We start from the raw sequence: 24,119 nt of genomic DNA on the forward strand, positions 1-24,119 counted from the left end.
TCAACCCTCGTCAGCTAGTGGCTTAAATCGACGTAATTCTGAAATTCGGTAACCAGTATAGGTACCAAGCAGCAAGATAATCGCCATAACAACTAACTGTAACCCAATAAAGTTAAAGGTTAGGTGTTGGATGTATGAGTTGGTCATCGCTAGATAAATCAAAATGGCCGTAAATAATGAACCACCACCCTGCATAAGCACTTCTGTCGCGCCTTCTTCTTCCCACAGAATCGACATACGTTCAATGGTCCATGACAAGATGATCATCGGGAAGAACGTAATGGTTAAGCCTTCTGTTAGGCCAAGTTTAAACGCCACGACAGTGAACAGCGAGATGATTAAGATAACCGCGATGATCACCGCAGATATTCGCGACACCAGAAGTAAGTTCAATTTAGACAGGTAACTTCGAATGATAAGTCCGGTTCCGACAATCAATAAGAAGCCGATAATCCCGGTCATAAGCTGAGTCTGTACGAAGGCGACCGCAATCAGCACCGGCATAAAGGTACCTGAGGTTTTCAAACCGACAATCACGCGCAAGAACACCACAATCAGCGCACCAATTGGGATCAGCATGATGGTTTTAAACATCGCTTGCTCTTCCAGCGGTAGACTATGGATGGATAGGTTCAATAAACCGTCTGCATCAACTTTGCTGGACGTTGCTTGGCTTGGCGATACGTCTTGGGAAATCATACTGAAGTAGACTTCACTGTTTTGTCCACCGACCACGTCAAGCAGTGACACATTGGATTCATCCCAGACTAACAAGTTCGGGTGAGAAGGCTGGGTGCCGGTTTCAGGATTAAATAGGACCCACTTTTTACCGTTCCAAACTTGGTTCATCATCTGAATCGATTGACGACGACGACCATCTTCTAGTTCGATAACCCCCACGACTTTATTCTGAATTTGAGAGTAGGATAGCAACTTTTGAGTGGCTTCGTACTTGGTCATATTATTCAGAATTAATGAGGCGTTTTGGCTGTCTGGATCGTTCAGCGTTTTAATCAATTCTCGAGTGAAGCTCACTGAATCCGATGACAAGCGAGTCGCTTCATTGATCAGTGCCACTGCCGCGGCTTGCTCCGGACCACTAAACGTCGGTTTTTCTATTTCACCTGTAGGCGGAATGGTGACCGCTTTTGCATTGGGATCAACTAAAAACTGCGCTTTGTAATAAATGGTTTGTGGACCTTTTGCTTTGCGGATAGACCACTCAGCACGACGTCCAGTTGTGCCACTGATATAAGAGACGCCGTAACCCGGTGACGAGGCACTTTCACTGATTAAGGTAAAACCATCTTGCGTTGCAGGTGCAGCAAGAGAGACTTTAACGGGTTTATCCATCGCATTAAATTCAATACGGGCTTCAAGATCCCAAACTTGTCGTGTTTCTCCGGGTGTCCAAGGTACGCCATATTGTTGATGGCGAAGTATGCTTAATGTAATTCCAGCAATAATCAATAGTAATATCGATATATAAAATGGCACTCTTGATGTCATAATTGGCCTTTATTTTTTAGTATTATCAGATCGGATAAATTGTTTACTTACATCCACTACTGCAATGTCACGAATAAATTCGCGACCGAGTAAAATAGCGTGACTCATTTCTTTACGGTCTGCCAAGGTAAAGGGGGTTTGTTCATGAATATTACCTAACTTCACCCAAAGTTTAATTACGGCACGACGTTCCGGAGTTTCCGTGTTGGCTTGACGAATACGAACGTGGCGTATAATTGGTGCTTCTATCCATGGTGTGTGTGCATTCGTGTCATCACCCTTTACTAAATGAAACCGAACCCAATCTTTGCCGTTTCTTTCGAATTCTTGCACATCAACAGCATTCAAAGAAGAGGTGGCTGCGCCAGTATCGACACGAGCTTTAAAAGATTGATTGATGGCATCGATTGACACGTTCTCAATTCCCCCAAGCACGATTTTATTACGTGGCTTAGGCTCGGAAATCGTTAAGTTGTCGTTGCGAGTGTCTTGATTGGTGTCGTTGAATTGCCGTGATTGGGCTTTAGATGCGGTATTTTCGAGTTTATCGACATGGTTTTTTAATTCTTGGATTTCCCTTTGCAAGCTGTCAATAAAATCCATTTGGTTGCTCAGTTGTAATTCAACATTGGTCAAATGAGCATTGACGTTTGACTCTGAGCGATGGATGGCGGCTAGCGTAGCTTGATGATAATTATCACCGTGCATCATCGTACAACCAGATAACAGACTTAGTGCGACGATGGGGGCTATTCGCTTAAACATTTGCGACCTTATTTCGTGATAGTGATGTGAGTGACTGAATTATTTAATAATATCGCATTTAACCGGGAAAAGAATAGGTGAAATGTGCGATATACGTTAAGAATACGTAAAACAAGGGAGCATACGGGCTCCCTTGCTATTAGATTATCGAGATTTATGGAAAGGATAGTTAGCGTAATGTCAATTATGGTTTTTTTGCCACTAATATTGCGCGCCGTGGTGCTGGATAGCCTTCAATTGTCAGTGACGGATTATTGGGATCAATATAATCGGGTAAGGAATTGTGCGTCATCCACTCGGTAGTACGTTGTTCTTCAAGCGATGTTTCATTTTCATCGACAATATTGACGTCAATAAATCCGACTTTTTCCAGCCAAACTTTCAAGGCCTTAGCGGATGGGAAAAAATAGACATTGCGCATTTGTGCATAGCGATCCGCCGGAAGTAATACGGCATTTTCATCGCCCTCAATCACCAACGTTTCTAGAATCAGTTCCCCACCAGAGACCAGTTGATCTTTCAATTGAATGAGGTGATCTAAAGGGGAGCGACGATGATAAAGCACACCCATACTAAATACCGTATCAAAGGTTTCCAGTTTGGGCAGCTGCTCAATCCCCAAAGGTAAGAGATTCACGCGCTGGTCATTGCCCATTATTTTACGAATCGCTTCAAACTGAACTAAAAATAACGTTGAAGGATCAATGCCATAGACTTGCCGAGCGCCAGCGCCAAGCATACGCCACATGTGATAGCCATTGCCACAACCGACATCCAATACCGTCCGATTGGTCAGATCGCTAATGTGCGGTAATAAGCGGTCCCATTTCCAGTCTGAACGCCACTCGGTATCGATGTGGACGCCATGCATATGATAAGGGCCTTTGCGCCATGGGTGTAGAATTTTCAGGATATTTTCGAGTTTTTGTCGTTCGCCTTCGCTCAGCGGTTGTTCATTGTGAACCGATACCGAGTCTTTAACATCCACGTGATCAGGGGTCGCGTCTGAGATTTTTTTGAGTGCCCGTAGCCAGCGGTCGAGATCGCCATGCGATTGCGATTGCCACTCATCGAGTTGTTGTGGCAGGACATTTAACCATGATTGCAGACGGGTATCTTGCGCGAGAAGTTGATAAATGTGACCAAAATTAAACATGAAATTATTACCTGAAAACGAATCTGAAACAGATTGAGACGTCACTTTCTATCGGTGACGTCTTTTATTGAAATTATTTTATTGCGAACATTGAGCCAAAGTTGAAGCACTGGAACCACACTTCGTAGCTGCTAAAACCTAATGCTTTAAAACGCTCACGATGTGTGGTGATGGAGTCGGGTTTCATCACATTTTCTATGGCGCTGCGTTTTTGAGAAATTTCTAATTCGCTGTAACCGTTCGCCCGTTTAAAGTCATGGTGAAGATCAATCAGTAACTCATGGGCAGTGTCATTTTCAAAAATGTACTTTTCAGACAAAATTAAAATCCCACCGGGACGCAGGCCATCGTAAATTTTTTGCAGCAATTGTTGTCTGTCTTCTAACGATAAGAATTGTAGCGTGAAATTGAGTACCACCACCGACGCGTTGGTGATATCCACCTGACGAATGTCTTCTTCAAGCACATCGACCGCAATGTCAGAGCGATAGGCATTCACGTGAAGCTTGCAGCGCTCAACCATTGCATGAGAGTTGTCCACAGCGATGATCCGTGCGCCTTCGCAGCCCTCAATGTGGCGGCGCATGGAGAGCGTTGCCGCGCCAAGAGAACAGCCAAGATCATAAACACGTGTGTTGGGTTTTGCGAAACGTTCAGCCAGCATGCCAATCGCTGAAATGATGTTGCTGTAACCAGGTACGGAGCGTTGAATCATATCCGGAAACACTTCTGCGACGCGCTCGTCAAAGGTAAAATCACCGATCTTATTGATAGGTGCCGAAAAAATGGTATCTTTATTACTCATGTGGACCTCTTTACAGCATGACATGCCGAACACTCACACCGTGCGAGCGTCGAAAAGGCGCGTATTTTATGCAAAATTCGTCTCGGTGTCATTACTGATTGCAATTCGACGGTCAATCCAACCTAAATACCAGCCTTGCGGTCAGCCCATTCAACCTCTCCTTTATGGATTTTCATCGCTAAAACATTGAGATCTGATGTTGACCTTGGGTCGCTGGAAAACTCGCCAGTGGCGGCAGAGTGACGATATCGGCAAGCTGTTGATAGAGGGATTGAGCCAATTGCGGAGCATAATGGTTATCCGCGGTATGAATCATTAAATAGGGGTGTTTTCCTTCACTGATCCATTGGGGCAATTTTTTGAGCCACGGCTGGAAAAACGTCAGGTTGTCGTCCACGGAGGGCAATCCAATAAAGCGGATCATTGGATGATTGGCAGTGGCTAACGCATGGACTGGCACTTGCGGTTTCTTTTTCTGTGCTTCCACTAAAATATCGTTAGTTGGCGGTACCGAAAACACCGGACGACTGTCCATGATAATACGATCATACTGCTCAGCCATGAGCCACTGATTCAACGCGATCTCCTCTGGGCCTTTTCGGAAAAATGCCGGATGACGCACTTCGATGCCTAAAGGCAATTCGGCAGGGAACAGGCGGCAAAATTGTTGAAGTGTGGCAAATTCATTCGGTGAAAACTGCGCAGGTAGCTGCAATGTCCACTGGCCAATTTTTTCGTGCAGTGGTGCCATGAGTGTCAAGAAATCATGCAAAGCCTGCTGACAACCCCGTAGTTGCTGTTCATGGGTAATGAATTTGGGCAGCTTGAAAGTGAAACGAAATTCATCCGGCGTTGCATCGCGCCAATTACGTACGGTACTGGCCGACGGGGAGGCATAGAAGGTGGTGTTTCCTTCCACCGTATGAAAGACCTCGGCGTACTTTGCCAATCGGTCGCTACTTTGTGTTCCTTTGCCATAAAAGAACGGTTGCCAAGCGGAATGCGACCATAAAGTTAAACCTAAACGTAATGGGAGTGTTGTCATAAGCGGTGATCAAATCTGTGGTTTACTGAAATCCACTGTAACAGGGCTTTGTGTATTACGGTAGTTTAACGGTATAATCGTCGGCCATTTTCGTTTGGTGATGCCCATCAGGGAGTGAATTTGTATCAAATTTCATCAAGCGTCGGGAAATACGAGGAATTTATACGCTCAATGGTCGATTTTGAGACCTGTTCAGCGTATAAATGGCATATAAGGACAGTGGTGTACTGTCGTATTCAAGTTGATAGATAAATTAGAGAGATTGGGAAATTCATTATGCGTAGCCATTATTGCGGTCACCTGAACAAGTCCCTAGCAGGGCAAACTGTAGAACTGAGCGGCTGGGTTAATCGCCGTCGTGATTTAGGCGGTCTTATTTTCATTGATATGCGAGATCGTGAAGGTATCGTTCAGGTAGTGGTCGACCCAGATATGGCAGACGTGTTTGCAGTAGCAAACCAATTGCGCGGTGAATTCTGCATTCAATTATCGGGAACGGTACGTGAGCGTCCTGATAGTCAAGTGAACAAAGACATGCCTACTGGCAGTGTTGAAGTGCTGGCAACGGCTATCACCATTATTAACCGTTCAGAACCGCTCCCTTTGGATTCAAATCAGAAAAACTCTGAAGAGCAGCGTCTAAAGTATCGTTACCTTGATTTGCGTCGTCCAGAGATGAGCGATCGCATTAAACTGCGTGCCAAAGCCAGTAGCTATGTGCGTCGTTTCCTTGATGACAATGGCTTCTTAGATATTGAAACCCCTGTATTGACGAAAGCAACGCCAGAAGGCGCGCGCGATTACTTGGTTCCAAGTCGTGTGCACAAAGGTAAGTTCTACGCCTTACCACAATCTCCGCAGTTGTTTAAACAGTTGCTGATGATGTCGGGTTTTGATCGTTACTACCAGATCGTTAAATGTTTCCGTGATGAAGATTTACGTGCTGATCGTCAGCCTGAATTTACACAGATCGATATTGAAACCTCATTCATGACGGCCGAGCAAGTCCGCGACGTTACCGAAAAAATGGTTCGTGACATGTGGAAAGATCTGTTAGACGTTGAACTGGGCGAATTCCCAATCATGCCATACAGCGAAGCGATGCGTCGTTTCGGCTCAGACAAGCCAGATCTACGTAACCCACTGGAAATGATTGACGTTGCTGATCTTCTTAAAGATGTTGAGTTCAAAGTGTTCGCCGGTCCTGCCAACGATGAAAAAGGGCGTGTTGCCGTGTTATGTGTACCAGGCGGTGCGGCATTAACGCGTAAACAAATTGATGAGTACACTCAGTACGTCTCTGTTTACGGTGCGCGCGGTCTGGCTTGGATGAAAGTGAACGATCGTGATGCTGGGGCCGATGGCGTACAATCTCCAGTGGCTAAATTCTTATCTGCAGACATTATTGAAAGTTTGTTAGACCGCACGAATGCGCAGTCTGGCGACATCATTTTGTTTGGTGCTGATAACGAAAACGTCGTTGCTAGTGCAATGGGGGCGTTGCGTTTGAAAGTGGGCTTGGATCTGGGCTTAACCAATGAGTCCGCTTGGGCACCACTTTGGGTGATTGACTTCCCAATGTTTGAAAGCGATGACGAAGGGAACATTGCGGCGATGCATCACCCATTTACCGCGCCATTAGGCGTTACCGCCGAAGAGTTGAAAGCCAATCCTGCGGCTGCCAATTCTAATGCCTACGATATGGTCTTGAATGGTTATGAAGTCGGTGGGGGCTCTGTACGTATTCACAACGCGGAAATGCAACAAGCCGTATTTGATGTTCTAGGCATTACAGAAGACGAGCAGCGTAAGAAGTTTGGCTTCCTACTGGATGCGCTTAAATACGGTACGCCACCGCACGCTGGCTTGGCATTTGGTTTGGACCGTCTGGTGATGCTGTTATGCGGCACTGAAAATATTCGTGACGTGATTGCGTTCCCGAAAACTACAGCGGCGGCTTGTCCGTTAACGGATGCGCCAAGCTACGCAAACCCGGCTGCGTTAGAAGAGTTGGCACTCACCGTGAAAGAAGCACAAGCGGAGAACGAAGAGTAAGAATTGACTCCACTTTGTTAATCATAAAGGCGCCTTATGGCGCCTTTATTGTTTGTGATCAGGTGAAAATAACCTGATGGCTGGCGCATGCGGTCACAGCGGTTTTTTGCTACAATGCCGCGCATAATTTATCGCTTACGGTTGACGCCTTGCTCAACGACATAAGGAACCTCCACTTGGCTCAAATGTATTTTTATTACTCCGCAATGAATGCGGGTAAATCGACCACGCTGTTACAGTCGGCCTTCAATTATAAAGAACGAGGGATGACGCCCGCCATCTATACCGCAGCAATTGATGATCGTTTTGGTGTGGGGAAAGTTAGCTCACGTATTGGATTGGAAGAGCCAGCACATTTATACAATGCAGAGACCGATTTGTATGCAGAGATCAAGTCGTTGCATGAAGCACAGCGTCATCACTGTATTTTGGTCGATGAGTGCCAGTTTTTAACCAAACAACAAGTGTACCAACTCACCGAAGTGGTGGATAAGTTACGCATCCCTGTGCTTTGTTATGGCTTGCGAACCGATTTCCAAGGGGAGCTGTTTGAGGGGAGCCGCTATTTGCTGTCTTGGGCCGATAAGTTGGTAGAGTTAAAAACCATTTGTCACTGTGGTCGTAAGGCGAATATGGTGATCCGTACCGATGAGCAGGGCGTGCCGATTGACGAAGGTGAGCAAGTCTCCATTGGAGGCAATGACAAATACGTGTCAGTGTGTCGTCTGCATTATAAAGAGTTACTTAATCGTTAGTCATGCTTGGGGTGACGCATGCGTCACCCCTGATAAAGACCATGATATTGAGCGTTGAACGCCGCAGCGAGTGGCTTATAACGCGAGAGCATCAAGCGTGCTCTGATAGTGAAACACATACCCGAGCTTAACCAACTTTTCCGCACTGACTCGCTTATCGCCAGTATGGGTGATGGGGGGCAAGGGCGTCGTCATGTTTGCCTGCTTCAATGCGGCGCGATAGAACTGTGCTTTATCGACCGTGGTTGGCGTGGTGGCGTTAACAACGTCGCGATGGATGTTGGAGAGCGCAAATCTTAGCACCCCAATGGCATCGGTTTGATGGATCATATTGGCAGGCGCTTGATCACTAATGGCCGATAAACGGGCGACAAACCGGCTGGGATGGCGCTCAGGCCCCATGAGTCCACTGCAACGAACAATCGCGTAATCCAATCCAGAATCAATGACACATTGCTCGGCTTGTAAGAGGCGCTTAGCGTTGTCTGTAAAGGCGTCAGACGCTGTGGATTGTACGTAGCTGGCGTCGGATTCCACCATGGTTTTGGCTTCGGTTGGATAGACCGAGGTGGAGCTCACCATGAGGATTTTTTTCACGCCCGCGGTGCGTGCGTGTGTGACGATACTCGCCCAATAGTGGATATAATCATCAGCGTTACCACGGCGAAATCCAGGCGGAAAACATCCGATAACAATCTCACAGTTACGTTGTTTTAAATGTTCTTGAAGCGTTTCCGGTTTCGCGAGATCGCACTCAAAAGCTGGGATACCGTCATCTTGTAGACGATTGACGCCGTCAGTGCTTGTGCTCGTGGCACTGACATGATGTCCGTCAGCGAGTAGCGCTTGGGCAAGGGGTTTACCTAGCCAGCCGGCACCGATAATGACTATTTGGCTCATGGTTGTGCTCCTGTTTCGCGGATAGTGTGTCGTTCATACGGATCAAACGTATTGCCCACATGTTCACTGTCTCTATCTTACACATCTCACATCAGAAGTGAATAACCAGTTGAAATGCGATGACAATCCTTGGCCTTGCAAGGTTATGGGAGGGGAATGGATATTGGCCGGGGACGCGCTTAATAGCTGCAGTAAATACCCTTTACTGCAGCAATGGCGATTTAATTGATAATGCGATATAGGCGCTGTGCATGCTCGGCTGCTTCAATGCCTTCGTTGGTCAAATAACCACCATCAGGTAAGGTGCAGAGGCCTTTCTTATACAGTCGATCAATGGCGTATTGGTGGGTATTAGGGGCATCGCTGTGGACTTTAATCCCAATCGCTGAACTGTCGAGATTAAAATGCAATAACAGGTTTAATTCGTCTACGTGTTCTGGGGAAAATTTCATCATACTCTCCTAAGTAAAGGCGTCCTTCTAACATAAGCGAATTGTCTTGCCGCGCAAGGTATTTTCTGTAGAAGTGTTAGCTAAGCCAATGAAAATAAGGGAGAGAACACGATGAGTTTATAAAAAAGGATCAGCGTGATAAAAGGACGTTATCAAGTTCATAACAATGTCACTTTTTTCAGAGAAGTGTTGCTACTTGTACCGAAATATAATGAGTCATCAGCACTAATGATCAAAATCGTTACCAAATACTTTTAATGTATGAATGAGTTTGTATTGTTTGGTTAAAAAGACCAAATAACGCTTGAATTGCTGCGAAATTAACGCGATGATTCTGCCACTTTTTGTATCAAAACGTGTCTACTTATTATGGAATTGAATCAAATCGATGCATTATCCCCTCAGCAAATGGCATTGCGTGCTTCTGAAGTTGGGGTGGGCAAGGCAACTAAACCACTTTTTAAATCCTTTTTACTCGCCATCTCTGCGGGCATGCAGATTGGTATCGCCTTTGTTTTTTACACATTAGTGACCACCGGAACACAAGACGTTGCTTTCGGGTTCAGTAAATTGATTGGCGGCCTTGCATTTAGTTTAGGCTTAATTCTTGTTGTTGTGACCGGTGGAGAGCTTTTTACCAGCTCCGTACTCACGCTGGTTGCCAAAGCTTGCGGTAAAATTACTTGGAAGCAAATGTTAAGTAATTGGGCCGTTGTCTACGCAGGGAATTTTTGTGGTTCATTGCTGTTAGTCGGTATTATGCTTTTAACGCAGCAATATATCAGTGACCACGGTGCTGTGGGTATTCACGCGATGCACATTTCACAACATAAGCTCCATCATACATTTATTCAGGCCGTCGCTTTGGGATTAATGTGTAACCTGCTGGTGTGTTTAGCGGTATGGATGACATTTGGTGCGCGCTCCATGTCAGACAAAGTACTCCTGTTGGTGTTACCTGTTGCGATGTTTGTGGCCTGTGGTTTTGAGCACTGTATTGCGAACATGTTCCAAGTTCCGATGGCGATTGGCATCAAAGCCTTTGCGCCTGAGTCTTTTTGGCAAATGACTGGCGCGACATTATCTCAATTCAGTGACTTAAATTGGTCAACGTTTATTATTAATAATTTAATTCCAGTGACAATCGGCAATATGATTGGCGGTGGTCTCGTGGTTGGCTTGTTATATTGGTTAGTTTTTTTAAAAAAGCATGACTAAATCTGCCGATAGCATTATGCAACACGTGAAAAAAGGTGCGAGATAATCGCACCTTTTTTTGTCTGGGGCGGTTAGTCCCTATAAGACGAAAGGGTTATCCACATTTTCTGTGGATAACCTGTTTCAGAACGCGTGGGTAACTAAATTTGCTAAAAAACAGTGCATTGTTTGCACAAATGGTGAGCGGTTAAGCAGCGAGAAAAGTCGTCACAGACTACTGCTCATAATGACGGATGATACGATCGAGCTCGCCAGAAATGCGTATTTTTTTGAGGCCACGATTGAAGGCGGCCACGTATTCTTTCGCGTTAGGGTTGCTTTTCCCCGCGGCGAGGTATAAACCGCTGTAGGCGACATTGGGATGGACTTTTCTAAAGCGATTCACATCAATGCCATGTTTTTGCATGGTCCATTTTGCTACGCGATACTCTTCAATGAACATATCAATACGCCCATTGAGCACTTGACGTATATTGTACTCGAGTGTTTTCCCAAGCACTTTATTGGTCCAAGGGTTTGCCATGAACTCGTCATCGTACGCGTAGTTTTGTATGGTACCCACAGTTTTTCCATCGAGATCGGCGAAGGTGCGCCAATCAAAATTATTGTCTTTCAAGGAAATTAAGCTGATTTCGTTATACAGGTAGGGCTTAGAAAAATATAAAAACTTATCCCGCTCTTTAGAATGCCAAGCGGCGATGAGGACAATATCACGGCCATATTGTGCTTCTTTAAGGGCACGAGACCAAGGTTTTATCTCAACGGTTAACGCATAGTTTTGTGTTTTAAATGCAGCTCTGGCGATGTCAACCGATAACCCTGACGCTGGCTGTGAGTCAATGACGTAGGGCGGCCATTCATCTTGTACTGCCACAATGATGCGTTTTTCTGCCGCATGAGTGAACGGTATTGTGACGGCGTAACAAACTAGTAGAAGCAAATATCGAGCGATAGGCATCATTACTGTCATTTCCTCAAGTTTTCACTCGATATAATATAGTTCAAAATCTGGTCAACTGCGTACCTCGATAGAATTAATTAATAAATTTTTGAGTGACTTGAAGCGACGTTTTTATTATTAAAGCGAGCGGAGGTTAACGAGTTGCTCCGCGTTTGCTATTGGATTTAAAGGTCGGTGCTTTATGAAAATGACTCTCGATCATCCGCTCAGTGATGGGATGTTGTGGGTTGGATAAGACATCTTGGGTGTTACCAAATTCAACCACTTCACCTTCATGCATCACCATGACTTTGTCGGTAATGTGCTTAATGACACCGATATGCTGGGACACATAGACGAATGAAACGCCCATTTCTTCTTGCAGTTCTAAAAAGAGATTGATGATTTGTGAGCGCATCGCCATATCTAAGCCGTTTAGCGCTTCATCTGCCACTATGATAGACGGTTGGAGAATCAATGCGCGAGCCAGACACACCCGCTGCTTTTGACCGGTTGCAAGCATTTGCGGATAAAAATAGGCGTGTTCCGGAAGTAGACCGACTCGCACTAACGTATCTTTGACGCGTTTCATACGATCTTTGGGCGACATGGCCGTGTTACGCTTTAACGGCCCATCTAAGATTCGCCCGATTTGTAGACGGGGATTTAACGAGGTATTGGGATCTTGAAATATCATGCGGATTAACTTACAGCGCGTGCTGTAGTCTTTGTGCGCCAGTGGCTCACCGTTCACACGAATTTCACCGCTGCTGGGTTCTATCATGCCAGCAAGCATACGAGCCAGTGTCGATTTTCCAGAGCCGTTTTTACCTATAAAACCAACCGTTTGTCCGGCTTCAAGGCAAAAGCTTACGGGTTTGACGACCAGATGTTCTTCTTTATGAAACAGTCCGGAACGTGTAACAAACTTCTTTGATAAGTTATCCACTTCCAATAGAGAGGTATTTATCATAATGAGTTACTCCATGTTCAGTGGAAAATGGCACGAATATTTATGGGTTTTGACCCAACGTGTTCTCGGCACTTCAACACACTGACGTTGGGCGTGTGGACAACGTGGTCCTAAACGACACCCAATCGGCAAGTGCTGAAGGGGCGGAATGGATCCCGGTAACGACTGCAACTTTTGCTTTGGTGGAATCCAATCACTAAAATCAGGCATGGCTCTCAGTAGCGCCACGGTATAAGGATGCTTAGGGTATTGCAGTAAGTGTGGCGTTTCTGCTGATTCAACGGATTGTCCACAGTACATCACGGTAATGCGATCTGCCCATTGCGTAATGGTATTCAAATCGTGACCAATCAATAAAATGGAGGTGTTACCCACTTGGTTCATTCGGCTGAGTAAGCGCAAGATTTGTGACTGGGTAATGGGATCTAAGTCATTGGTCGGCTCATCTGCAATCAGCAACTTAGGTTTGGTCGCGATCGCCATCGCGATCATGATTTTCTGACATTCCCCATCGGTCAATTCATAGGAATAACTTTTCATGACGCGGCGATGATCTTTAATGCCGACTTTGTGCAGTAGGGCGATGGCTTGCTGTTTGCGCCAACGCGATTTTTGCCACCAACGACCTTTGAAGGTGCGATCGGGGATCGACTCTTCGAGCTGTTTACCGACTTCATCAGAAGGGTCCAGACAGGTCGACGGCTCCTGAAAAATCATCGCGATATCACGAGCAATAACGCGACGTCGCTCTCTTGGTGTGAGCTGTAACAAGTCAATATTATCGAGACGAAGGCGATCAGCGGTGATACGCCAGTTGTCTTTGGTCACGCCGACCAGTGCTTTGGCAACCAGACTTTTACCTGAACCAGATTCACCCACTAGGCCGCGAATTTGACCTTCAGACATGGTCAGGCTCATGCGGTCAACCGCTTTGACTAGCCCTTGTGGGGTGTCGATTTCAATGGTGAGATGACGGATATCTAAGATCGGCATTATTCCACTCCCGCTTTTAGTGACTGTCGTACACCTTCACCAACTAAATTGACCACAATCACAGTAAACATGATCGCAATTCCCGGTAATGTCACTGTCCAAGGGGCAAGATAGATCAACTCGACGGCATCGCCAAGCATCGCGCCCCATTCTGTGCTTGGCGCCTGCGCCCCTAAACCAAGAAATCCCAGCGCTGTAATATCAAGAATGGCACTGGTGAGAGCCAGAGCCATTTCGGCGACAATCATCGGGAGAATATTGGGCAAAATGGAGTGCCAGAACAAGTAAAAATCGCTGGCACCATCAAGGCGTGCGGCCATAATGTAGTCTTTTTCCACTTCATTATGAACAGCAAGGTAGATTGAGCGAATGAACCTTGGGATGAGCGCTAACCCAATCGCAAGTAATACATTGAATTCACCAAACCCTAAAAACGCCACAAAAATGATCGCGAGCAGCAGGGAGGGAATGGACATCACGGTATCAAATAAGTGATTCAACACGCTGGAAGCCCAACCTTTGGTCATCCCGGCCATAAAGCCGATAGAACAGCCCGCGAGACTGGCCAAAAACGTGATCACTATGGAGGCGCCAAAGGTCAGGCGCGTTCCGTCGATAAGACGAGATAGAATATCGCGGCCTAAATCGTCGGTCCCAAAGAAATATTCAACTTTGCCATTGGGCTCCCAAGAGGGCGGTAACAGTAATTGATGACTTTGTGCGTGAGGATCGTGCGGAACCACCCATAAAGATAACAGGGTAATGATAACCAGAATTAGCAATGCCCACAGCCCAAACATGCTCAGTTTATCGGTGCGATAACTGCGCCAAAAACGCTGGAACTGCGTCGGGACGTGATCTTCTTGATAAATATTAGTGGTTAGCATACCAATCCTTTCTTACCAGAGGGTTGACCATAGCGCCAACCAGATCCGAAATAATAATGGCCGTTAACACTAACGAACCAATCACCATCACGCCCGCTTGAATCGACGTGTAGTCTTGGCTGGATAACGCATCCAGTAACCAGCGACCAATGCCGGGCCAGTCAAAGATCGACTCAGTAATAATGGCAAGCGTCAGCATGCTGGATAATTGCACCCCGAATTTAGGAATGATCGGAGGTATGGCATTACGTAATACGTGTTGGGTAATAATTTCGAAATTGGATAAACCTTTAATTCGCGCTGCTCGCACATAGTTTTGCGACATCACATCGGACACGGATGCCCGCATCAAGGTGATGACTTGGGTGGTTGGGGAAATGGCTAAGACCAAGCAGGGCATGATCATATGAGAAATCACACTTTGTAATGCCGCCGTATGGTAAGGACTGGTTGATAGTAGCGCATCAATCAAAGCAAAGCCGGTGACGTGTTTGATCTCATAGAGCAAATCATAGCGACCGGAAACGGGCAACAGGCCTAAATGGAACGAGAAAAGCATGATCATCATTAGCGCCACCCAAAAGATGGGAGCCGAATAGCCGGACATCGAAATAAACTTAATGACTGTATCCAACGTTTTGCCTTGTTTCATGCCTGCTACCGTGCCGATAGGTAAGCCGATCAACAAAGAAAATAAAAATGCGACAATGCATAAATCCAAGGTGGCAGGAAACACCGACGCCAACTCTTTGATAATCGGGATGCCATCTTTACTGGTGCCAAAATTGAGGTGCATCAACTCTTTAATGTAGGCCAACCAGCCAGGGAAGAAGGCTTGTTGTGACCACGGAGAAATGGGGTCAAGGCGCAACAAGTTATAACCGACCAAGGTCAGCACCAGTAACGTGACAGTGAATAGGAATAAGCGGCGTACCGTATAGTTCAACATCAGTCTTTGACCCTCTCGACAGTATTAAACGGTTGCAAATTGAAGGGTGTCATTTGCAGTCCTGAGAGAGACTCGTTATAAGCATTGAACTGTTTACCATGAGCTAATGGGATCAAAGGAAACTCTTGATTCAGGATATTTTGTGCTTGTTTATACAAGTTTAGACGATAGCGTGGCCGCGTCACTTCCAATGCTAAATCGAGAATAAAATCAAAATCTTTATTACACCACATGGAATAGTTAAGGCCGGCTCGATTCGCATCGCAGGATAACAGCGGACGTAAAAAACTGTCTGGGTCGGTGGTGGTGCCTTCCCATCCTGTTAAGTACATATCAATGTCATCACGCGCGGCGAGTTCATTGCGTGTCACTCGCTCTTCCGGTACGAGGGTCACTTTGATTCCGATATCAGCGAGGTTAGATTGAATGAGCTCCGCCGTTTTACGCGGGCTGGGATCGTAACGACGCGGAACGGTGGGGACCGACATGGTCAGTTCTAACCCTTGTTCATAGCCTGCATCACGCAGTAAGGCTAACGCGTAGTTTCGATCAAAGCGAATTTGCGACGCATCACGATTATAAGCCCATGACGTTGGTGGAAGAATGTTATAAGCGATACTGCCGGTTCCATAAAAAACGGAATCCAAAATATTCTGACGGTTAATCGCATAGCTAATCGCTTTACGCACACGCACATCGTCGAGGCCGCGTTTATCGGTATTCAGCGCGATAAAAGCCACATTCATCGCCGGTTTTGAAGATAATTCGATTTTCTTATGGCGCTTAATCGTGGGTAATTGGCTGGCAATCGGCGCGTTAAGCACATCACATTCACCACTTAAGAGCTTCGCCAGAGACCCTGTCCCTCGCTGGGCGATATTCAGTACCACTTGTTCCATTTTGGCCACGCCATCCCAATATTGGCCATTTCGTTTTAAGCGCACATAGTTGTTGATTTCGTAACTGCTTAAATAGAACGGACCGGTGCCAACAGGACGGTTATCAAGATGTTCTTTTTCTCCATCCCGCTGCAGTTCATCGGCGTATTCCTTTGATAATACGATCGCATGGGGCGTGGCGATATTCTCAAGGAAGCTATTGTTGGGGCGACTCAAGGTAAACTTCACCGTATAGTCATCTACCGCTTCCACACTTAACAGCATGTTTTGAAAATCTAGTCCAGTAAACCACGGGTATACACCACCATGGGTGTAGTGATATGGGTTGGTAGCATCAATAATTCGACGAAAGCTGAAGACAACGTCATGGGCATTCATGGTGCGAGTCGGGGTGAACCAAGGCGTGGTTTGAAAGTGCACACCGTGACGCAAGTCAAAGGTATATTCCGTTCCCGCTTGATTCACATGCCAGCCCTTGGCGAGGCTAGGCACGGGCTTTAGCGTGTCAGGATCGAGGGTCAACAGTGTGTTATAGATCTGCGGACTGAGCACGTCGACTGTGATACCACTATCGACGAGTTGAGGGTTAAAGGTATTGAGGCTGCCTTGCCCACAATAGACAAACCCAGTTTGACGGACTTTTTCTTGGTCAACAGCTTTTTCACAGCCCGTTAAAAGGTTGAGCGCGCAAATACTTAACGCTATTTTGCAGAATACTTTCATATCAAAAACGTGTCTGAGGTGGCAAGGCTTCTCAGAATACATGGCCTTAAAGAAAATCACGCTAATTTACCATTTTTAAATCGATTAAACCAAGAGAAAACGTATGACGTCGAGACATCGTCGAATTGTTTGCTCATTTGCTGTCTGAATTGAAGAATGTCGTTCGTTTTCAGCGTTGATGAGACTCGCGCCACTGCCATGTTGATGGCAGGGTATAGATCGTTCGGTGTCATAACAAGGCGCTTCACTAACAATAGCGATTTCTTGTGTGGGTTACCATGTTTTATCGTTCAGGATGCGGGTTAATCTCAGTTTAGAGAGCCGTGACACAATGCATACTGACTCGCGCTCTCGTGAACAGATTCGCACAACTAGGCAGTAGTGCATAGGAAAAGCATGATAAGATAGCGTCATCAAAATGTCAGAATGTAATCCGGTGGGAGCGAGAGATAGGTGATAATGTTATTGTTGTTGGGCCCGTTAATGATCTTTCTATTATTTGTCGCCCCTCTTTGGTTAGTCTTACATTATAGAAGTAAGCGTAAGTTTACCAATAACTTAAATGAAGATGATGCCGTGCAATTAACCCGCTTATCTGAGCAAGCACGGCAATTAGATGCGCGGATTCGTACCCTCGAGCACATTCTCGATGTTGAAGCGCCGGATTGGCGGCAACATTATGAATGACCGCTCGCTCAGTAAAGATACACAGCACGGTGTGATTGCCGGGGTGTGTGCGGGGTTAGCTCGCTTTTTAGGCTTAGAAATATGGCTAGTCCGTATTTTGACGATATCTGCGTTATTACTCGGTGGCGGTGTCATTGTGGTGCTGGGTTACGTGGCACTGATGTTCATGCTAGAGTCTGAATCGGTTGCTCAATGGGACGCTCGGATTGCGCATACGATCAAAAGCCGTCCTTGGGAGCAAGGCAGCAGCCCAGCGCAGTTATTGAGCGTGTTGCAACGCGAATTTGATGAGATGGAGCAGCGCGTGAACGCTCTTGAAAAGCAGGTTATGTCCGACAACCAGCGCTCCCAAGATGACACATAAGTATAAGGATGACACCGTTGGAAACACACACAGACACGCCCCAAGAGAGCGTATATTGCGCTTGGCCATTGAACCATCCGTTAGAGCAAGATTATCACGATAACGAATGGGGCAAACCTCAGCATGATGACACCACGCTGTTTGAATTTTTGACTTTAGAAGGCGCGCAAGCCGGCTTAAACTGGCTGACCATTTTAAAAAAGCGATCAGGCTATCGCACGGCCTTTATGAACTACGATATCGCGCGTCTTGCGCAAAAAACCGAAGAGGATGTTGATGCGTTTATTGGTCCTTATGATATCGTCAAAAATCGCCGTAAAATCGCCTCAGTATTTTCGAATGCGCGCGCCGCAATTGCCCTGCAAGACGAGTTTGGCTCACTAGATAAGGCGTTATGGCAGTTTGTGCAATATCAACCCGTGGTCAATCACTGGACATCGCGCGAGCAAGTCCCAGCTTGGACTGATACCTCAAAAGCCATGAGTCAATTTCTCAAGAAACGCGGCTTTAAATTTGTGGGCGAGACCATTTGTTATGCGTTTATGCAAGCAACTGGCATGGTCAACGATCATCTAGAGGGGTGTCCGTACAAGCACAACCACGAAACAAAACCCGATGAAACGACGAGTTGAAAAACGGAAGATTCCCTCATTTGGCAAGAGAAATGAGAGAATCTTCATTGATAGACTTACGGGGGAGTTACGCGGTCAATGCGGCGTTGTAGTGAGCCAAGCCTTGCTCTAAATCGGCAATTAAATCGTTAATGTCTTCGAGCCCGACATGAATACGCACGAGGGTCCCTTCAAAATTTGGGTTGGCAATGGTGCGCAAAGTTTTAAAACTGGCTGGCTCATTGGCGAGCACCAAGCTTTCAAACCCTCCCCACGAAAATCCCATACTAAAGTGCTGTAGATTGTCCAAGAACGCTGTCGTTGCCGCTGGGCATGACGTATTTAACACGAAAGAAAATAAACCATTTCCTCCAGCGAAATCCCGCTTAAACACCTCGTGGCCAGGGCAACTAGGCAGACCGGGGTGGCGCACATGATTCACTTCAGGGCGTTGCTCAAGCCATTTGGCAACCGCCAAGCTATTGTCATGATGCTGCGCCATGCGGACACCGAGCGTACGAATTCCGCGTAACGCTAAGTAGGCATCGTCGGGCGAGACGCATTGACCCATGAGATACGCATGCTCGCGGAGTTGAGGCCAGTATTTTTCTGAAGCCACAGCCGTACCCAACATCACGTCAGAATGGCCAACAATGTATTTTGTCGCCGCTTGAATCGAGATATCCACACCATGAGCAAAGGCGTCAAATTGAACCCCTGCACTCCATGTGTTATCCAACATCACGATAATGTCATGCTCGTGCGCCACTTTGGCAATGGCGGGCACGTCTTGCACTTCCATGGTGATGGAACCCGGAGATTCGGTGAAGATAAGCTTGGTATTGTCTTGAATCAGTGTTTCTATCTCTGCGCCAATTAACGGATCGTAGTAGGTGGTTTCAATACCGAACTTACGCAATACTTGCTCACAAAAATCGCGGGTGGGTTCATAAACGGTATCCACCATTAAGATGTGATCGCCGGATTCGACAAAGGAGAGAATGGTATTACTGATCGCGGCAGCGCCACATGGGAAGAGGGCGCAGCCCGCACCGCCTTCTAGTGTCGTCATGGCTTCTTGAAGAGCGAAGTGCGTCTCTGTGCCCCGACGACCATAAAAAAGCGTTTGCTTGGTTCGATTTGCCGTCGCGCGTTTTTTTTCTGCAACGGTATTAAAGACGACGGTGGATGCACGCTGTACGGGGGGATTGACCACGCCATGTGTCCATTGTTTGTTACGGCCTGCGGTGACAAATTGCGTTTTCTTGCCTTCTGACATGTCCTATCCTTGTTTGTGTTCTTTTGGTGAATCAATAATATTGTGTTTGTCTATTGGGACATTACTTACACGCTTTATAGTAACGGACTGCATAAGTAAAACAACCTTTCCATAAAGCGTTGCCATAGAGAACGTTGTGCCCAAAGATCGGCGTCGATCATATGCGATTGACGAATGTATTCTTGTTGTTGTTGCGACAGGGTGTGCGTGAATGTTTCATCATCCACCGCCAATGTGACTTCAAAATTCAGCCATAAACTGCGCATATCGATATTGACTGTCCCAATTAAGCAAAAGGCTTCGTCGATCACCACCGATTTGGTATGGAGTAGTCCGCCTTCAAATTCATGAATACGAATTCCGGCTGACATCAGCTCGCTGTAATAGGCGCGCGACGCCCATTTGACCAACATCGAGTCATTAAACTTGGGAATGATGATGTCGACTTTTACCCCACGTTGCGCGGTTAATTTTAGCGCGTAGACCAGATCAGAGCTGGGCACAAAGTAGGGACTGGTGATGCACAGAGAACTTTGTGCTTGGTGAATGGCCAAGGTCAATACTTGAGAAATCAGATATTCAGGCATGCCCGGGCCGGAAGGGACCACTTGAACCGGGAGGTACGCCTCTTGGCTTTCCAAAGCACATTCTGGAATGTGTGGAAACGACCGTTCTCCGGTCTCTAATTCCCAGTCCCACGCAAAAATACAGGCCAAGACGTTCACACTCGGTCCGGTAATGCGCACCATAACATCCACCCATTGACCCACTTGAGCGGATTTTTCGAAAAACGCCGGGTCGACTAAGTTCATTGAACCGGTATACGCCACGGAATCATCAATGACGATGAGCTTGCGGTGTTGGCGTAAATCCAAACGTGCGAAAAAAATCCGCCACGGACTGACCTTCATCACTTCAATAACGCGAATTCCCGATTGTTGCATCATCGAGTGCCAGTGACTGCGAAAAAAGCGTGCACTGCCGGCGGAATCCAGCAACAGTTTGACATCCACGCCCCGTTTGGCGGCACGGATCAACGCGGAACCCACTGCGTCGGCGTATCCACCGGGGTGCCAGATATAAAACACCATGTTGATGGAGTGCTCTGCCAGTTCAATATCACGTAAGATAGAATGGAAAATATCACTGGGTGTGCTCTTCAAGGACAAGCTATTGCCGCTCAACGCTGGAATGCCCATGCGGTAGTTACATAATTCATCAATTTTGAGAATGTGGGCGCGCATGCTCTGGGGGCGGTGAGCTTGGCAATCATTGAGTGAGCGAAACCAGATTTCAAATGGAGCAAACATTTCTTTCGCACGTTCGGCACGCTTTCTACCTAAGTTCAATTCGCCGAAGAGAAAATAACAGACAACGCCAACTACAGGCACAATATAGATGATCATCAGCCAAGAGAGCGACACACTCACGGCTTTGCGTTTGAGTACCACTCGTAAGGTCACACCTGCAACTAAAAGCCAGTACAGGGCAATGCCCATAATTGTCAGTAAATGATAAATTTTATCCATACAACCTGTTCTTAAAATGCGCGTAATTAGGATAGTAATTCGATTTATCCTTGGAGCAAAGAGGATTTCGATCACAGCATTGGATTTCTAAGCCAGTATCTTGTCGTGTGGTTCATGAAGCGGAGCCTGACATTCATGAAACATCATTAACATGATAGTCACCGATGGACAATAAAATATGACACAACGTGCGGGTCGATGTGACTGAGGCGGCATCAGTCGGGTAGAGGTGCATAATAATTCATCAATTAGAGGTATTGACGATGAACTATTTTATAAAATTAGCATAAAGGCCTTTCAATTATAATCTCTTGCTGGTTTACTTACCATCTTCTTTCAAATGTGGCTTTTTTATGAGGTGTACATTTTTGTATACACAGCCACATTATGACTTCAGTTTATTGATAGCACAGGTGGGAATCCTTGTATGGCGAGTAGTTCTAGAAGCCAATTTAGTTCACGATTTGGTTTTATTATGGCCGCTGCCGGGTCGGCGGTGGGTCTTGGCAATGTATGGGGATTCCCGACACAAGCGGCCAGTAATGGCGGTGCAGTATTTTTAATTGTGTACTTATTGATGGTGTTTTTGTTGGCTTTCCCAATGCTGGTGGCCGAATTAACCATTGGTCGTTATGCACAAGCCAACTCGATCCGTGCGTTTCGCGCGGCGTGGCCGAAAGGCAAAGTGGCGATGATTGCGTTAGGCATTATCGGAATGATCGTCGTTTCCCTGATCCTGAGCTTTTATGGCATCGTGGCGGGTTGGTTAATGGGTTCATTTACGGAAAGTGGATTGACTTTATTTGGCATGAAGCAGCAAGGGGTGTGGCTAACGACCTACAGCATTCCGCGTAACTTAGTTTTGATGCTGGCGTTCATGTTATTGACCATGTATGTGGTCCGCAATGGTGTTGCACAGGGCATTGAAAAGTGGTCAACCCGATTGATGCCGTTACTGTTTGTGTTATTTATTGTCCTGACACTCTACATTTTCACTCAAGACGGTGCACTTGAAGGTTTGAAAATGTACTTAGTGCCTGACTTTTCACAATTGACACCGAGCTTAGCGGTCAGTGCCATGGGACAGGCATTCTTTTCTTTATCACTGGGCGTATGCGTGATGACCACGTATGGGTCGTATTTGCCGAAAAACAGCAACATTCCCAAGACGGCCGCGCAAGTGGCGTTGATTGATACCGGCGTCGCGTTTATTGCAGGACTCATGATTTTGCCAGCCATGTTCGTTGCCAAACATAACGGCGTACAGATTTTTTCAGACAGTGGTGCACTTCTCAATTCAGATACCTTGGTGTTTACGGTATTGCCAGCGATGTTCGATAGTATGGGCATGATCGGTGCGCTAGTCGGTATTATCTTCTTCTTATTAATGATCATTGCCGCGATGACCTCATCCATCTCCATGCTGGAAGTGCCAGTATCTTGTGTCTCAGAAGAGTTAAAAATGAGCCGTACAAAAGCGGTTCTGGTGATAGGTAGTATCATTACAGCGGTATCGGCGACGATCGTCTGCAACTTTGGTTCGTTATTTGGCGCCGTTATTCAACTGACGACGGTGTATTCTCAACCGATCATTGCTCTTCTTATTACCCTGACCGTCGGGTGGATATGGAATCGCCACCAAATCCTTGGTGAGCTTAAGCAAGGTTATCCAGAGCTAGAACAGGGTTGGTTTTGGAAAATTTGGCCATGGTATGTGCGTATTGTTTGCCCAGTGTTGATGCTGATGGTGTTTTTTACATAACGTTGGGTAAAGGAGAAAGCGGCTTCGGCCGCTTTTTTATGCCCGTATCACTCGATCACCGAGATAAAAAATGCAGGGAATGCTGATGTTTTGCCTGACATGGGTATAATGTGCGGCTAAATAAGTGAGGCCCCATGTTTGATATTTTGTTAGAGCATCCAGATTTTGTCGTGATTAATAAGCACCCCGGTATTTCCGTGCATAAAGATGACGGTGAGACCATGCTATTGCAAGAGGTGGCGAAAGTGACGCAGGATATACAACTCTACTTGGTTCATCGTTTAGATAAGATGACCTCGGGGGTACTGTTATTAGCGCGTCATGCCACCGCTGCCAGCCTGCTATCTCAGCAGTTTGCGCAGCGCGCGGTGAATAAATGGTATTTGGCGATTGGTGCGAAAAAACCGAAAAAGAAACAGGGCACCATCATTGGTGATATGACGCGCTCACGCCGCTCGGCCTGGAAACTGGCTACGACACGCACCAATCCTGCGATCACCCAGTTTGTCTCCGTCGCAGCTCAACCGGGACAGCGACTGTTTTTGTGTAAACCGTATACGGGCAAAACGCATCAGATTCGTGTGGCGTTAAAATCCGTTGGATCCGCGATTGTCGGCGACCCAATATATCACCAAGCGAATGCCGCCGACCGTGGTTACTTACATGCTTTTGCGCTGCAATTTGATTACGATGGCACACCGTACACTGTGGTCTGTGATCCGCGCGCCTTTAGCGCCTGTGGCCGCTTATGGTTAGACTCGGTAATACAGGATGCCATTGAACAGTGGTCAGCGCCTTGGGAACTTCCGTGGCCTGCACTTCCTCATCTCGCTTCTTAATTAAGGAAAAGACATGACAGCATT

Annotated in this window: 23 protein-coding genes; 8 read left to right on the plus strand and 15 right to left on the minus strand. The window is 46.5% G+C overall.

Going from position 1 to position 24,119, the window contains the following annotated elements; all coding sequences use genetic code 11:
• The 5 genes from EAE30_RS11060 to EAE30_RS11080 form a co-directional block, all read right to left on the minus strand.
• Nucleotides 1-1,509, minus strand: a complete 1,509-nt coding sequence (locus EAE30_RS11060) for an inactive transglutaminase family protein (RefSeq protein WP_123015969.1) — start codon at nt 1,507-1,509, stop codon at nt 1-3.
• A gap of 9 nt (nt 1,510-1,518) precedes the next feature.
• Complete coding sequence (locus EAE30_RS11065) at nt 1,519-2,274, minus strand: ATP-dependent zinc protease family protein (RefSeq protein ID WP_123015970.1); 756 nt, start codon at nt 2,272-2,274, stop codon at nt 1,519-1,521.
• A gap of 184 nt (nt 2,275-2,458) precedes the next feature.
• A complete protein-coding gene (gene cmoB, locus EAE30_RS11070) occupies nt 2,459-3,430 on the minus strand; it encodes a tRNA 5-methoxyuridine(34)/uridine 5-oxyacetic acid(34) synthase CmoB (RefSeq protein WP_123015971.1) in 972 nt (323 codons plus the stop codon).
• A 73-nt stretch (nt 3,431-3,503) separates the two neighbouring features.
• Nucleotides 3,504-4,235 (minus strand): carboxy-S-adenosyl-L-methionine synthase CmoA, encoded by a 732-nt coding sequence (gene cmoA, locus EAE30_RS11075; protein WP_123015972.1) that lies wholly within the window; start codon nt 4,233-4,235, stop codon nt 3,504-3,506.
• A gap of 178 nt (nt 4,236-4,413) precedes the next feature.
• Nucleotides 4,414-5,280: a DUF72 domain-containing protein gene (locus EAE30_RS11080; RefSeq protein ID WP_123015973.1), complete on the minus strand. Its 867-nt coding sequence runs from the start codon at nt 5,278-5,280 to the stop codon at nt 4,414-4,416.
• Between the two features lie 276 nt (nt 5,281-5,556).
• Between EAE30_RS11080 and aspS the strand changes: the two genes are divergently transcribed.
• A complete protein-coding gene (aspS, locus tag EAE30_RS11085) occupies nt 5,557-7,335 on the plus strand; it encodes an aspartate--tRNA ligase (protein ID WP_123015974.1) in 1,779 nt (592 codons plus the stop codon).
• 176 nt (nt 7,336-7,511) lie between these two features.
• Nucleotides 7,512-8,090: a thymidine kinase gene (locus EAE30_RS11090; RefSeq protein WP_123015975.1), complete on the plus strand. Its 579-nt coding sequence runs from the start codon at nt 7,512-7,514 to the stop codon at nt 8,088-8,090.
• Nucleotides 8,091-8,165: 75 nt separating this feature from the next.
• On the opposite strand, the gene EAE30_RS11095 is transcribed toward EAE30_RS11090, so the two are convergent.
• Nucleotides 8,166-8,990 (minus strand): NAD(P)H-binding protein, encoded by an 825-nt coding sequence (locus EAE30_RS11095; RefSeq protein ID WP_123015976.1) that lies wholly within the window; start codon nt 8,988-8,990, stop codon nt 8,166-8,168.
• Between the two features lie 221 nt (nt 8,991-9,211).
• Complete coding sequence (locus tag EAE30_RS11100; RefSeq protein WP_123015977.1) at nt 9,212-9,442, minus strand: TIGR02647 family protein; 231 nt, start codon at nt 9,440-9,442, stop codon at nt 9,212-9,214.
• A 369-nt stretch (nt 9,443-9,811) separates the two neighbouring features.
• Here EAE30_RS11100 and focA point away from each other — a divergent pair, with 369 nt between their 5' ends.
• Nucleotides 9,812-10,660 (plus strand): formate transporter FocA, encoded by an 849-nt coding sequence (gene focA, locus EAE30_RS11105; protein ID WP_123015978.1) that lies wholly within the window; start codon nt 9,812-9,814, stop codon nt 10,658-10,660.
• A 214-nt stretch (nt 10,661-10,874) separates the two neighbouring features.
• Here focA and EAE30_RS11110 read toward each other — a convergent pair whose 3' ends face one another.
• The 6 genes from EAE30_RS11110 to sapA all read right to left on the minus strand — a co-directional run bounded on the left by EAE30_RS11110 (nt 10,875) and on the right by sapA (nt 17,024).
• Nucleotides 10,875-11,621, minus strand: coding sequence for a substrate-binding periplasmic protein (locus tag EAE30_RS11110; protein ID WP_164711834.1), 747 nt, complete (start codon nt 11,619-11,621; stop codon nt 10,875-10,877).
• A 133-nt stretch (nt 11,622-11,754) separates the two neighbouring features.
• Nucleotides 11,755-12,573: a peptide ABC transporter ATP-binding protein gene (locus EAE30_RS11115; RefSeq protein WP_123015980.1), complete on the minus strand. Its 819-nt coding sequence runs from the start codon at nt 12,571-12,573 to the stop codon at nt 11,755-11,757.
• Nucleotides 12,574-12,579: 6 nt separating this feature from the next.
• Entirely contained in the window at nt 12,580-13,566 is a 987-nt protein-coding gene (locus tag EAE30_RS11120) for a peptide ABC transporter ATP-binding protein (protein ID WP_123015981.1), read from the minus strand.
• Complete coding sequence (locus EAE30_RS11125; protein ID WP_123015982.1) at nt 13,566-14,453, minus strand: ABC transporter permease subunit; 888 nt, start codon at nt 14,451-14,453, stop codon at nt 13,566-13,568. Before EAE30_RS11125 ends, EAE30_RS11120 begins: the two co-directional genes overlap by 1 nt.
• Nucleotides 14,440-15,402 carry an ABC transporter permease gene (locus EAE30_RS11130; protein WP_123015983.1) on the minus strand — a complete coding sequence of 321 codons (963 nt, stop codon included), beginning with the start codon at nt 15,400-15,402 and terminating at the stop codon, nt 14,440-14,442. The genes EAE30_RS11125 and EAE30_RS11130 overlap by 14 nt, the downstream gene beginning before the upstream one ends.
• A complete protein-coding gene (gene sapA / locus EAE30_RS11135) occupies nt 15,402-17,024 on the minus strand; it encodes an ABC transporter substrate-binding protein SapA (RefSeq protein ID WP_123017340.1) in 1,623 nt (540 codons plus the stop codon). The genes EAE30_RS11130 and sapA overlap by 1 nt, the downstream gene beginning before the upstream one ends.
• Nucleotides 17,025-17,477: 453 nt before the next feature.
• Here sapA and pspB point away from each other — a divergent pair, with 453 nt between their 5' ends.
• From pspB to EAE30_RS11150, 3 genes are read left to right on the plus strand one after another with little or no spacing between them, the layout of a single operon-like run.
• Nucleotides 17,478-17,711 (plus strand): envelope stress response membrane protein PspB, encoded by a 234-nt coding sequence (gene pspB, locus EAE30_RS11140; RefSeq protein ID WP_164711835.1) that lies wholly within the window; start codon nt 17,478-17,480, stop codon nt 17,709-17,711.
• On the plus strand, nt 17,704-18,075 hold the full coding sequence (gene pspC / locus EAE30_RS11145; protein WP_123015985.1) for an envelope stress response membrane protein PspC: 372 nt from the start codon (nt 17,704-17,706) through the stop codon (nt 18,073-18,075). The genes pspB and pspC overlap by 8 nt, the downstream gene beginning before the upstream one ends.
• Nucleotides 18,076-18,092: 17 nt before the next feature.
• Nucleotides 18,093-18,707: a DNA-3-methyladenine glycosylase I gene (locus tag EAE30_RS11150; RefSeq protein ID WP_241967760.1), complete on the plus strand. Its 615-nt coding sequence runs from the start codon at nt 18,093-18,095 to the stop codon at nt 18,705-18,707.
• 67 nt (nt 18,708-18,774) lie between these two features.
• Here EAE30_RS11150 and EAE30_RS11155 read toward each other — a convergent pair whose 3' ends face one another.
• Both EAE30_RS11155 and cls read right to left on the minus strand, forming a co-directional pair.
• Entirely contained in the window at nt 18,775-19,965 is a 1,191-nt protein-coding gene (locus EAE30_RS11155) for a cystathionine beta-lyase (protein ID WP_123015987.1), read from the minus strand.
• Nucleotides 19,966-20,039: 74 nt separating this feature from the next.
• Nucleotides 20,040-21,494, minus strand: coding sequence for a cardiolipin synthase (gene cls, locus EAE30_RS11160; protein WP_123015988.1), 1,455 nt, complete (start codon nt 21,492-21,494; stop codon nt 20,040-20,042).
• 475 nt (nt 21,495-21,969) lie between these two features.
• Here cls and EAE30_RS11165 point away from each other — a divergent pair, with 475 nt between their 5' ends.
• Entirely contained in the window at nt 21,970-23,256 is a 1,287-nt protein-coding gene (locus EAE30_RS11165; RefSeq protein WP_241967775.1) for a sodium-dependent transporter, read from the plus strand.
• A 134-nt stretch (nt 23,257-23,390) separates the two neighbouring features.
• Complete coding sequence (locus EAE30_RS11170; protein WP_123015990.1) at nt 23,391-24,095, plus strand: TIGR01621 family pseudouridine synthase; 705 nt, start codon at nt 23,391-23,393, stop codon at nt 24,093-24,095.
• Nucleotides 24,096-24,119: the final 24 nt, after the last annotated feature.

The sequence above is a fragment of the Vibrio zhugei genome, assembly GCF_003716875.1.
Taxonomy (GTDB): domain Bacteria; phylum Pseudomonadota; class Gammaproteobacteria; order Enterobacterales; family Vibrionaceae; genus Vibrio; species Vibrio zhugei.

Excerpts from the sequence above, each read along its gene's own strand:
- EAE30_RS11060 (WP_123015969.1), bottom strand. The coding sequence starts at position 1,509 with ATGACATCAAGAGTGCCATTTTATATATCGATATTACTATTGATTATT.
- EAE30_RS11065 (WP_123015970.1), bottom strand. The coding sequence starts at position 2,274 with ATGTTTAAGCGAATAGCCCCCATCGTCGCACTAAGTCTGTTATCTGGT.
- cmoB (WP_123015971.1), bottom strand. The coding sequence starts at position 3,430 with ATGTTTAATTTTGGTCACATTTATCAACTTCTCGCGCAAGATACCCGT.
- cmoA (WP_123015972.1), bottom strand. The coding sequence starts at position 4,235 with ATGAGTAATAAAGATACCATTTTTTCGGCACCTATCAATAAGATCGGT.
- EAE30_RS11080 (WP_123015973.1), bottom strand. The coding sequence starts at position 5,280 with ATGACAACACTCCCATTACGTTTAGGTTTAACTTTATGGTCGCATTCC.
- aspS (WP_123015974.1), top strand. The coding sequence starts at position 5,557 with ATGCGTAGCCATTATTGCGGTCACCTGAACAAGTCCCTAGCAGGGCAA.
- EAE30_RS11095 (WP_123015976.1), bottom strand. The coding sequence starts at position 8,990 with ATGAGCCAAATAGTCATTATCGGTGCCGGCTGGCTAGGTAAACCCCTT.
- EAE30_RS11100 (WP_123015977.1), bottom strand. The coding sequence starts at position 9,442 with ATGAAATTTTCCCCAGAACACGTAGACGAATTAAACCTGTTATTGCAT.
- focA (WP_123015978.1), top strand. The coding sequence starts at position 9,812 with ATGGAATTGAATCAAATCGATGCATTATCCCCTCAGCAAATGGCATTG.
- EAE30_RS11110 (WP_164711834.1), bottom strand. The coding sequence starts at position 11,621 with ATGATGCCTATCGCTCGATATTTGCTTCTACTAGTTTGTTACGCCGTC.
- EAE30_RS11115 (WP_123015980.1), bottom strand. The coding sequence starts at position 12,573 with ATGATAAATACCTCTCTATTGGAAGTGGATAACTTATCAAAGAAGTTT.
- EAE30_RS11120 (WP_123015981.1), bottom strand. The coding sequence starts at position 13,566 with ATGCCGATCTTAGATATCCGTCATCTCACCATTGAAATCGACACCCCA.
- EAE30_RS11125 (WP_123015982.1), bottom strand. The coding sequence starts at position 14,453 with ATGCTAACCACTAATATTTATCAAGAAGATCACGTCCCGACGCAGTTC.
- EAE30_RS11130 (WP_123015983.1), bottom strand. The coding sequence starts at position 15,402 with ATGTTGAACTATACGGTACGCCGCTTATTCCTATTCACTGTCACGTTA.
- sapA (WP_123017340.1), bottom strand. The coding sequence starts at position 17,024 with ATGAAAGTATTCTGCAAAATAGCGTTAAGTATTTGCGCGCTCAACCTT.
- pspC (WP_123015985.1), top strand. The coding sequence starts at position 17,704 with ATGAATGACCGCTCGCTCAGTAAAGATACACAGCACGGTGTGATTGCC.
- EAE30_RS11155 (WP_123015987.1), bottom strand. The coding sequence starts at position 19,965 with ATGTCAGAAGGCAAGAAAACGCAATTTGTCACCGCAGGCCGTAACAAA.
- cls (WP_123015988.1), bottom strand. The coding sequence starts at position 21,494 with ATGGATAAAATTTATCATTTACTGACAATTATGGGCATTGCCCTGTAC.
- EAE30_RS11165 (WP_241967775.1), top strand. The coding sequence starts at position 21,970 with ATGGCCGCTGCCGGGTCGGCGGTGGGTCTTGGCAATGTATGGGGATTC.
- EAE30_RS11170 (WP_123015990.1), top strand. The coding sequence starts at position 23,391 with ATGTTTGATATTTTGTTAGAGCATCCAGATTTTGTCGTGATTAATAAG.